This window comes from Nonomuraea longispora (assembly GCF_004348345.1).
In the GTDB taxonomy this organism is placed as follows: domain Bacteria; phylum Actinomycetota; class Actinomycetes; order Streptosporangiales; family Streptosporangiaceae; genus Nonomuraea; species Nonomuraea longispora.
In genome coordinates this window covers 39,076-48,712 of sequence record NZ_SMJZ01000041.1, presented here as the reverse complement: position 1 = coordinate 48,712, position 9,637 = coordinate 39,076, and the positions used below count along the sequence as shown (strand labels likewise).

The 9,637-nt window shown below is 69.7% G+C and carries 10 protein-coding genes and 1 pseudogene; 6 read left to right on the top strand and 5 right to left on the bottom strand.

Features of this window, described 5'->3' with window-relative positions; all coding sequences use genetic code 11:
- Nucleotides 1-51 precede the first annotated feature (51 nt).
- Nucleotides 52-633, bottom strand: a complete 582-nt coding sequence (locus E1267_RS13715; RefSeq protein WP_132332821.1) for a site-specific integrase — start codon at nt 631-633, stop codon at nt 52-54.
- An 89-nt stretch (nt 634-722) separates the two neighbouring features.
- Here E1267_RS13715 and E1267_RS13710 point away from each other — a divergent pair.
- The 3 genes and pseudogenes from E1267_RS13710 to E1267_RS47650 form a co-directional block, all read left to right on the top strand.
- Nucleotides 723-1,870 (top strand): annotated as a pseudogene (locus E1267_RS13710) (IS1634 family transposase); the annotation flags it as partial.
- Between the two features lie 456 nt (nt 1,871-2,326).
- A complete protein-coding gene (locus E1267_RS13705) occupies nt 2,327-2,890 on the top strand; it encodes a dihydrofolate reductase family protein (RefSeq protein WP_132332819.1) in 564 nt (187 codons plus the stop codon).
- A 48-nt stretch (nt 2,891-2,938) separates the two neighbouring features.
- Nucleotides 2,939-3,079 (top strand): DUF4267 domain-containing protein, encoded by a 141-nt coding sequence (locus E1267_RS47650; protein ID WP_342774815.1) that lies wholly within the window; start codon nt 2,939-2,941, stop codon nt 3,077-3,079.
- A gap of 591 nt (nt 3,080-3,670) precedes the next feature.
- Here E1267_RS47650 and E1267_RS13695 read toward each other — a convergent pair.
- Together E1267_RS13695 and E1267_RS13690 are read right to left on the bottom strand one after the other, a co-directional pair.
- Nucleotides 3,671-4,936 (bottom strand): MFS transporter, encoded by a 1,266-nt coding sequence (locus tag E1267_RS13695; protein ID WP_246063844.1) that lies wholly within the window; start codon nt 4,934-4,936, stop codon nt 3,671-3,673.
- A gap of 56 nt (nt 4,937-4,992) precedes the next feature.
- Nucleotides 4,993-5,775: an MBL fold metallo-hydrolase gene (locus tag E1267_RS13690; RefSeq protein ID WP_132332817.1), complete on the bottom strand. Its 783-nt coding sequence runs from the start codon at nt 5,773-5,775 to the stop codon at nt 4,993-4,995.
- 84 nt (nt 5,776-5,859) lie between these two features.
- Between E1267_RS13690 and E1267_RS13685 the strand changes: the two genes are divergently transcribed.
- Nucleotides 5,860-6,456 (top strand): CGNR zinc finger domain-containing protein, encoded by a 597-nt coding sequence (locus E1267_RS13685; protein ID WP_132332816.1) that lies wholly within the window; start codon nt 5,860-5,862, stop codon nt 6,454-6,456.
- A gap of 73 nt (nt 6,457-6,529) precedes the next feature.
- On the opposite strand, the gene E1267_RS13680 is transcribed toward E1267_RS13685, so the two are convergent.
- Complete coding sequence (locus tag E1267_RS13680) at nt 6,530-7,318, bottom strand: oxidoreductase (protein WP_132332815.1); 789 nt, start codon at nt 7,316-7,318, stop codon at nt 6,530-6,532.
- Between the two features lie 108 nt (nt 7,319-7,426).
- Between E1267_RS13680 and E1267_RS13675 the strand changes: the two genes are divergently transcribed.
- Nucleotides 7,427-8,023 (top strand): TetR/AcrR family transcriptional regulator, encoded by a 597-nt coding sequence (locus tag E1267_RS13675; protein WP_220449466.1) that lies wholly within the window; start codon nt 7,427-7,429, stop codon nt 8,021-8,023.
- Between the two features lie 24 nt (nt 8,024-8,047).
- Here the strand turns inward: E1267_RS13675 and E1267_RS13670 are convergent, their stop codons facing one another.
- Complete coding sequence (locus E1267_RS13670; protein WP_132332814.1) at nt 8,048-8,536, bottom strand: tetratricopeptide repeat protein; 489 nt, start codon at nt 8,534-8,536, stop codon at nt 8,048-8,050.
- 508 nt (nt 8,537-9,044) lie between these two features.
- On the opposite strand from E1267_RS13670, the gene E1267_RS13665 reads away from it, so the two are divergent.
- The gene (locus E1267_RS13665) at nt 9,045-9,485 is read left to right on the top strand and encodes a hypothetical protein (protein WP_132332813.1); all 441 of its coding nucleotides are present in this window, start codon (nt 9,045-9,047) and stop codon (nt 9,483-9,485) included.
- Nucleotides 9,486-9,637: the final 152 nt, after the last annotated feature.

Below are 9,637 nucleotides of genomic sequence, written 5' to 3'. Positions count from 1 at the left end.
CGGCCTGGGCTACCGTGGACCACACGGCCATCGTCCGATCACCTTGGAGCGTCACAACCCCATGGTCTCGGCGATGGCCGTCTCACGTTCGGGACTTCGACCAGCCCGAACCTCGAAGTGCGGCTGGCGGACCCGCAGCCGCGAGGACGGCTTGGCCGTGGCCAAGTGGCCGAGCAGCCCAGCGCGCTCACCAGCGGCGGTGCGTCGGCGCTCGGCCCGGCGCGGCATCGGGCTGACGAAGCCCGGATCGCGCATCGCCTGGAACTCAAACAGGCCCGACACCGCGGCCAGTCGCCGGTTCACCGTCGCCGGCGCGTACCCTGCATTGCGGCCGTCGCAGATGGAGTACACATTGCCGCCTGGCCGACCCGGGTGCGTCGCGGTGCGACAGTACGCCAGGTACTGCAGCATGGTCTCGGTCCTCACCGCCTCCAGGGCGAGGTCCTGGTCGAGGAGCCAGCGCGTGAAGGAGAGCAGGTCGTAGGCATAGGCGCGCACCGTTCGCGGCGAGTAACGCCGATCAGCCAGGTAGCCGAGGTAGTCGTTCACCACGGCGAACTGGGAGACGGCCGCTCCGGCCAGCCTCCAGCTCCCATCGTCTTCATCGACCCGCAGGTTCGTGCTGTCGCCCATGCGACACGTATACCCAGCCGATCACGAATAACCCCAGGTCAGAGAGTCTGGATGAAGGTTGGGCAGGACAGAATTAGCCGGTTAAGGGGGACTCCACCTCCACCTACTTCGAGCGCGACGGCGAACCAGAACCCGACACCGATGACGAGCCAGGGCTGCGCCGGTTCGGGCACTCCAAGGACCGCCGCCGGGACCTGCCGCAGATCGTCATCGGGCTGGCCGTTACCCGCGAGGGCATTGCGGTGCGCTGCTGGGTCTGGCCCGGCAACACCAACGACATGACAGTGCTCGAGCAGGTCAAGGACGCCCTGCGGGACTGGCGGCTGGGCCGGGTGGTCACCGTGGTCGACTCCGGCTTCTCTCCCGCGAGAACATGGCCTACCTGCAACGCGCCGGCGGCCACTACATCTGCGGCGTCAAGATGCGCGACGGCTCGGCCGAGTCCCGCGAGGCAATGTCCCGCCAGGGCCGCTACCTGCAGGTGCGCGACAACCTGCGGGTCAAAGAGGTCAAACTCGCCGCTGACCAGGGCCGGCGATGGATCATCTGCCACAACCCCGTCGAGGCCGAACGCGACCAGGCCCGCCGACAGGTGCAACTGGAAGCGATCATCGCGGAGCTGGACCGCATCGCGGCCGCCCGCACCGCCGACGCGGCCAAGGCGAAGGCCAAGGCCGCCCAGCAGGGCAAGAAGAAGACTCCCAGGCCATCGGACGCGCCGCACCGCAAGGCCGAGTGCGCCCTGCGCGATCACCCGTCGTTAGGCCGGTGGCTCAAGCAGCACCCGACAACCGGCCGCCTGTCCATCGATGCGGCGAAGGTCAAGGCTGAGGCTAACTACGACGGCAAGTACCTGATCGCCACCTCTGACCCGGACCTGAGCCCCGAGGACATCGCGCTCGGTTACAAGAACCTGCTCCAGGCCGAGGCGGCCTTCCGCACGATGAAGACGACCTTGGATCTGCGGCCCGTCTATCACAGGCTGGACGAACGCATCGTCGCGCACGTGCTGTTGTGCTGGCTGGCGCTGCTGCTCATCCGCGTCGCCGAACGCCGCACCGGGCAGACCTGGCCCTCCATCAACCGCGAGCTGGGGCGCGTGCATCAGGTCACCCTGTCCGGCCCGGCCGGTCGGCTCCAGCAGACCACCAAGCTCACCCCGTCTCAGGCCCAGCTCTACAAGGACTGCGCCGTGGCATTGCCGCCAAAGATGAGCGGTCTGCAACCCGCCGAATAGCCCTCGACCAGGAGAAACACTTCACAGAGGTGTGGACACACGACACGGAGGCCCTTTCACGCCCGTTTCCCAGGCCAAGCACCCAATTCAGAACTCTCGTCTGCCCACCAACTGCGAAACTCGGGCGTATGTCGGTGGCCCACCAATATGCGTGCAATGATGTTGATCGGCGTTTCCGCTGGTCGGGTGCCGGTTTGGGGACTTGGGTAGCGCACTCGACTGGGATCAGATCGGTGCGCGCCACCTGCACGGCTGGTCCCACCTGTCTGGGCCGAGGGTCGGTTGTCCACCTCGGGGAGGTCCACCTCGGGGACTCCAGGCCCGCGCGTACGCTCGCCCGCGCGCCCCGTCCCACCTGCTCCGGTACGTCGGCATAGGTCGGCGTGGCCTGACCGATGATTTTCCCGCGCCGTGCTGGTCTGTACGCCGGGTATCGACTTACAGGAGGCTGACGCCATGCGGAAACTGACCTTCGGCATGAACCTGAGCCTGGACGGCTACATCGCCGCACCAGGCGACGACCTCGGCTGGAGCGTGCCGAGCGACGAGGTGTTCCAGTGGTGGTCCGACCGGGTGGGCGCGACGGGCCTGGCGCTGTACGGGCGCAAACTGTGGGAGACGATGAGCTCCCACTGGCCGACCGCCGATCAGCAGCCTGGCGCCACACCGGCGGAGATCGAGTACGCCCGCCGCTGGCGGGATATGCCGAAGGTGGTGTTCTCCTCGACGACCAGCACGGTCGACTGGAACACCCGTCTGGTCACCGGCGACGCGGTCACCGAGATCATCCGGCTCAAGGCCGAGGACGATGGCCCCATGGACATCGGCGGTGCCACACTTGCCGCAGCGGCCATACGGGCCGGGCTGATCGACGAGTACGTGCTGGTCACCGCACCGGTCTTGCTGGGCAGCGGCACGCCGTTCTTTACGGCCCTGGACAACTGGGTGAACCTGACCCTGATGGAGACCCGGACGTTCCCCGGCGGCGTACTCCTGACCAGGTACGAGGCCAGGCGCTGAGTGCGCAACCTCGGATCGGCCCGTGCTTCGGGCCACCCGAGCTGGGTGATGTCGGCCGGGACCGTCATACCCGTGGGCGACGCCTTGGTCGTGCTGCGCGACAACGGCCCAAAGGCAGCCGCCTACGGCATCCGCGGTGCCGCCGCAGTGGTGATGTCGGCGATCAGCGTGCTCCTCCTCATCGCGTAACCGGCTCGGTCCCCCCGGGACAAGATTCATGAGCGGACGACGACATCGACCCGCGCAGGGCACAGCCGGTCCCTCACGTCGGGGCGGACATGCCGGGGCACGAAGGCCGGGCGATCCGGATGAGGGGCTTACGCGGCCTGGGCGCTGGGCGCGTGCACCGTAAGTCCGACGGCCGCGGGGGCAGGGCCGCTCACGATGGCGGCGGACCACCGGGACTTCTTCTTCGGCGCTGGCTGCACGACCTTCCCCTCGGGCTGTGTTACATCGGCGGTCCCGAGCGTAGGAAACGGTGGTATAGCGGCGGTGTGCCGGACGACGGAGCGTTGTCTTCGGTACGTCCGGGACCTGCAAGCAGACCTGAACGCGTACGCGGACGATGGTCGTGTGGCGGGTGTTCGACGCCGTCGTGGCCCGGAAGTGCTCGCCGGAGAGCGACCATGGACGTCGTCTCATTCGGAGAGCCGGCGGTAGCAGAGGAGGGCTGCCGCGATCGCGACGAAGGAACCTGGTGGTCGGATCGGCGGCGGGTGCCGGCCAGTATGAGAACATCCACTCGACCCGAGCAGGCGATGACGGCCCAGTCGCCGGCGCTCATCGGGTGCGGGTTGCGGCGACGACCGCCGGGATGATGGCCAGTGCCAGGATGCCGCCGCCTACGGCCAGGAGGGGGAAACCGGAAGCGGCGACGACGAGGCCCGACGCCATGCCGCCGGTGGCGCCCGCGATGGCGATGGAGACGTCGACCAGGCCCTGCGTTCTGGCGCGGGTCGCCAGCGGGACAGCGTCGGTGATGATCGTGGTGCCGGCGACGAGGCCGAAGTTCCAGCCCAGTCCCAGCAGTGCGAGGGCCACCGCGAACAGGGCGACGGAGCCGCCCGGGGCGTTGGCGGCGACGATCCCGGCGGCCGTCAGGACCAGCGCGGAGGCCGCGGCGATCCTGAGGCGGCCGAAGCGGTCGACGAGCCAGCCGGTCAGCGGCGAGGGCAGGTACATCGCGCCGATGTGGACGGCGATGACGAGGCCGGACGCGGCGGCGCCGTGGCCGTGGTCCTGCATGTGGACGGGCGTCATCGTCATGATCGCTACCATGACCGACTGGGTGACCACCATGACCAGCGCACCGACCAGCACTCCGGGCCGGCGCCCTCCGGCCGCTGTGGGTGGCCGGCCGCCGGCATCGTCTGCTTGCGGGTGGGACGCGGCGCGTTCGGCGTCGAGGGCGTTGGCCAGCAGCAGGGGGTCAGGGCGCAGCCAGCCGGCCAGGACCACGGTGGCCATCGTGTAGGCGGCGCCGGCGAGAAGGAAGGGTCCGGCCAGATACGGGATTCCGAGGGCATGGGCGAGGTCGCCCGTGGGCGCGGCCAGGTTGGGGCCGAGCACCCCGCCCAGGGTGGTGGCCACCAGCACGGTGGACACGGCGCCGGCGCGGCGCGCGGCGGGGGCCAGGTCGGCGCCGGCGTAGCGGGCCTGCAGGTTGGTGGCGGTGCCGGCGCCATAGACGAACATCGCGGCGAGAAGCAGGATGGGGTTGCCGACCATGGCGGCGACGACGATGCCCGCGCTGCCGAGGGCGCCGGCCAGGTATCCGGCGGCGAGGCCGGGGCGGCGGCCGTACCTTTCGGAGATGCGTCCGACGGTGACGGCCGCCAGCGCCGAACCTGCGATGGACAGGGCGCTGACCAGCCCGGCAAGACTGGTGGAGCCGAGCATGTCCTGCGCGAGCAGGGCGCCGACGGTCACGCCGGCCGCCAGTCCGGCGCCACTGAGGACCTGAGCGGCGACCAGGACGATCATGACGCGGCGCTGCGCCTGAAGGCGCGGAAGGTCCTCGAGCGTGCCGGGCACGGTTGTCTTCACGAGTGAGCTCTTTCGGTGTGCCGGCTGGTGTCTCAGAGGCGGCGGTCGGTACGCGGTCAGCCCCGGTCGCCCAGGTCCAGGCGGTCGGCCAGTCCGGCGTCGGCGAAAGCGGCGACCAGTTCGTCACGGCCCTCGGTGAAGTGCGCCCAGCTGTCGTAGTGGACGGGGATCACCCGGCGGGCGCCGAGGATCTTGACTGCCTCGGCGGCCTGCGCGCTGTCGAGGACGATCAGTGCGCCGTCGAAGAGGATGGGGAAGCGCGGAGCGCCGGCGAAGAGAATGGCGGTGTCCACCGGGCCGCAGCGTTCGGCGATCTGCCTGACCAGGTCGAGCGAGGCGTTGTCGCCGCTGACGTAGAACGTGGGCAGGCCCTCTCCGGTCAGCACGAATCCGACGACTTGGCCGGTGACCGGTTCGACGTCCTCACGCGCGCCGGGTCCGTGGATGGCAGGCACTCCCGTGACGGTGATCGTGCCGCCGCCGGGGCGGTCCAACTCGATCGACTCCCAGTCGGCCAGCCCTCTGGCCGCAGATCCCAGGCGTTCCCCGCCACCTGGCGTGGTGAGGGTGAGCGGGACGTCGGCGAGCAGTGCTCGGCCGGAGTCGTCGAGGTTGTCCGGATGCTCGTCGTGGGAGAGCAGGACCACGTCGATACGGCCGATGTCGCTGGGCGCGACGGCAGGGGCCGCCGTCTTCGTCAACCGGCCGCGCGGCACGTGGTAGTCGCCGGGAGCGTCGAACGTCGGGTCGGTCAGGAATCGCAGGCCACCGTACTCGAAAAGGGCGGTCGGCCCACCGAGGACTCGGACGGGGCTCTGCTCGTTGTTCGTACTGGCCATGAAGGCACCTCACGGATAAGACGTGGTTTATCCGTGAAAAATAGCGCTACCTCACGGTTGGGCGCAAGCCGTACCATGAGAGCTATGAGCGAGACCCTGCCCGCACCGTCTGTGCTGCCGCCCGCGCCGGGAGCGGAGGACTACCTCGCTCTCGACTTCGTCAACAGCGTCCTCACGTTGCCCGGAGGGCAGGTCATCGATGCCCTCCGAACTCCCGAGGCGACGAAGCAGTGGCTCACCGAACGCGATCTCGCTCCGGCCGACACCGAGGTGCAGGAGACGTGCACGGTGCGGCTGCGCTCACTGCGCGAGCACCTCAGGGCGTTGTTCGCCGCCCTCGTCGCCGGGCTGCCCGCCTCGCCTGCGGCTTTGTCCGCCGCCAATGACGCCATGACAAGGGTTCCCACGGCCGCCCGGCTGCACTGGAACGAGCACGGCCCCTACCGTGCGGTCCCGTGCCCCACGGACGAGATCCTCGACCACGCACTGGCGACTCTCGCGGCCAACGCGGCCGATCTCCTCACCGGCCCCGACGCCGAGCGCCTCACCGCCTGCGGATCCACCCCCTGCAGCCGCTACCTGTTGCGTCACGGCCGCCGTCACTGGTGCTCCACCCGCTGCGGTGACCGTGCCCGGGCCGTTCGCGCCTACGCCCGGCGCACCCGGCCGGCATCAGGCTGAGGAGCCGGGGTCCTGTTCGCCGATGGTCTCGTGTTCGTGGAGCAGGAAGCCTCGGGGGCGGGCATCGGGCGGGTCAGGCCGTCTTGACGGCGCCGCCGTCGACGATGTGATCGGCGCCGGTGACGCTGGCGGCGTGGGGTGAGGCCAGCCACGTGACGAGCGCGGCGATCTCCTCAGGTTCGATGAACCTGCCGGTCGTCGCGCCGGTGGCGGCCGGCAGCCCCTCAAGGAACTGCTCCAGCTCCACGCCGTTCAAGCGGGCGAGCAGCTCGCCGTACCCGCCCGGCGCCTCCCACATGGGGGTGCGGACGGTGCCGGGGGAGATCGTGTTGACCCGCACGCCCTGCGGGCCGACCTCCTCGGCCAGTGCCTTGCCGAACGCGGTGAGCGCGGCCTTGGCCGTCGAGTACGGCATCGGGCCGGCGCTCGGCACCCTGGCGGACGCGGAGGAGATGTTGATCACGTTGCCGCGCCGCCGCAGCAGGCTGGGCAGGGCGGCGCGGGTGGCGCGGACGGCGCTGAAGAGGTTCAGGTCGTACGAGTGCTGCCAGAGGTCGTCGCTCATGGCCGCGAGCCCGCCGGCGACGTCGGGGGTCGCCTCTCCGCCGCCGACGTTGTTGACCAGCAGGTCGATTTCGCCAAGGTCGGCGAGCGCCCGCGCGATCACCTCGCCGGGCCCGTGCGCGGTGGACAGGTCGGCCGCCACGGCGGTGGCGCCGGTCTCCTTCAGCTCAGGGCTGATCGTGCGTGCCGCCCCGACGACCCGCATGCCCTCGACCGTCAGTGCCCGGACGATCGCCAGGCCGAGGCCTTTGCTCGCGCCGGTCACGACGGCCGTCCTGCCGGTGAGTTGCATGTCCATGCCATCTCCCTCAGATAGACGCATCTGTCCTGTAGCGAAGAACATATTACTTGCAACAACTCGTTGCAAGTTCATGGCCAATCGGTGCGATGCCGTATCCTCAAGGGCGTGAGCGAGGGGACCAGGGCGTTGCGCTCCGACGCGGAACGTACGGTGCGGACGATCCTGGAGGCCGCGGAGCGCGTGTTCGCCGAGGATCCGGCGGCGAGCATGGAGCAGATCGCCGAGGCCGCGGGGGTGGCGCGCACGACCGTGCACCGGCGCTTCGCCTCCCGCGAGGCGCTGCTGGAGGCGCTGTCCACGGTGGCGGCCCGCGAGTTCGCCGCGGCCGTGGACGCCGCCCATCCCGAGACCACCCCGCCGCTGGTCGCGCTCTACCAGGTCACGGTCAACGTGCTGCAGGTCAAGCGGCAGTGGCCCTTCGCGCTCGACCTGGTCGGGCCGGGCGACGACGAGTGGGCACGTGCGCATGCCGACGTGGAGCGGCGCTGCGACCATCTGCTGCGAAGGGCCCAGGAGAGCGGCGTGCTGCGCGCCGACGCCGATCTCGCCTGGGCCAAGTGGGTCATCTACGCGCTGATCGAGGTGGCGGCGCGGATGCGCGAGTGCGAGCCCGACGCCGCCGCCACCCGCGTGGTCGACATGCTGCTGTGCGGTGTCGGCACCGGCCAGGGACTGACCCGTACGGGGCCTGAGGTCGGCTGAAGTCCGCCATGCGGCCGGGGCCTGTCATTCGCCGGGGCCGCTTCGGGGCAGTGGCTCGCCTTGCAGTTGTTCGGTCAGGCGCTCCAGGCCACTTCTGATGAGCTGCGCGTACTCGTCGTCGCCGAGCGCGCCCATCGTGTCCCGCGCCTGCTGGAGGTGCTCGCGGGCGCGGTCCGGATCGCCCAGCTTGCGGTAGCACTCGCCCACGTTGAGGTGCAGTGACGGGTACAGGCCGGCCGCCGAGAACGGCACCCCGGCCTGCGCCACCCGCTCGTCGGTGACCTGGCCGACGGCGGCAAGCGCCCGCAGGTCCCAGAGCAGTTCCTCCTGTACGTCGTCCTGCACATCCGCCATCGAGTGGGCGAGAACGCAAACGTGCAGCGGATCGCCCTGTTCGCCGCCGATGTCGTCCCAGATCTGCGCGAACAGGTCGCGGGCGGCCTCACGCTGACCTAGGTGGTGGTGCAGCTCCACCCCTTGGCCGATCCGAGTCATGGTCGGGTCGTCGATCATCGGTGGCTCCCATCGGGCGGCTCGTTCCTCGCGAGGTGCCAGTATCGCTGCTGCGACGACCCGTACTGCCGGCTTTTCGCCACATTGGCCGCTGTCGGGATCTACGTCCTCGGCGGCCCCGGAACACGGGGTTCCCTGGTGGTGCGTCCGGCCTCCCTTGGCGGCGCGCTCGACGGTCACAGGCCGATGGTGGTCTCGGCGCCCATGGAGGAGCCCGGTCGGTGCCGTCGCCGCATTCGGCCGGCTGCATCCATGTCCTCGCCGGCGGCCTGCCCGTGGCGCGGTCGGGGGGCTGACGTGAGTGGATCGGCGGTCAAGGAACTGTGCACGCTCGGCCAACGACAACGTGCGTGTGGCACGGCATGCTGGGCTTTGAGCCGGCGGGGGGATTCGACCCACGTGGTCCATGCGGCGATCAGCGCCTCCCCGCCGTCGGGGAGCGATCTAGCCGTACCTGGAAGGACCTGTCATGTCTCGGATGTACCGGCGCTTATTTGTGCTTATCGGCTTGGGTCTCGGCCTTGTGCTCGCCTCGGTGGCGTTCGTGGCCTCGCCCGCCTCGGCCCACACCCTGAGCCAGGCCGTCGTGTCCGACAAGGGATGCGGTTGGTCGAACGGGAGCTACACGCAGCTCAAAAGGGAAGACCTCTGGGACGACAAGAACAACATGCCCCTGGGTGAGGTCTACGTGTTGTGGAGCGGCACGTACCAGGAGAACTGCGTGGTCACCCTGAGGGTCGGCCGGGCGGATGGCGTCGCCGGCTACACGGAGGCCATGCTGGAACGTCAGGGCAAGAAGCCCATCACGGACGAGGGAAACTACGCCCACTACGCGGCGGTCAGCGCCAAGGCCGCCGGCACGTGCATCAGGTGGATGGGATCCATCAAGAGGATCTACGGTGGAGGAATCATCGCCACCACCACCACGCGGTGGCAGTTCTGCGACTGATGGTGGTCACGACGGCGAACGAGCCGCCCGGCGACGGGCCGCGGCGGTGGCATCCTTTCGTACGGTGGTCACCGAAGCAGACCGGCGGCCCGCCGGAAACCCGTCGCCCTCCCGCACCTGTGCGCGGATGATCGAACGTTCAGCCCTACCGG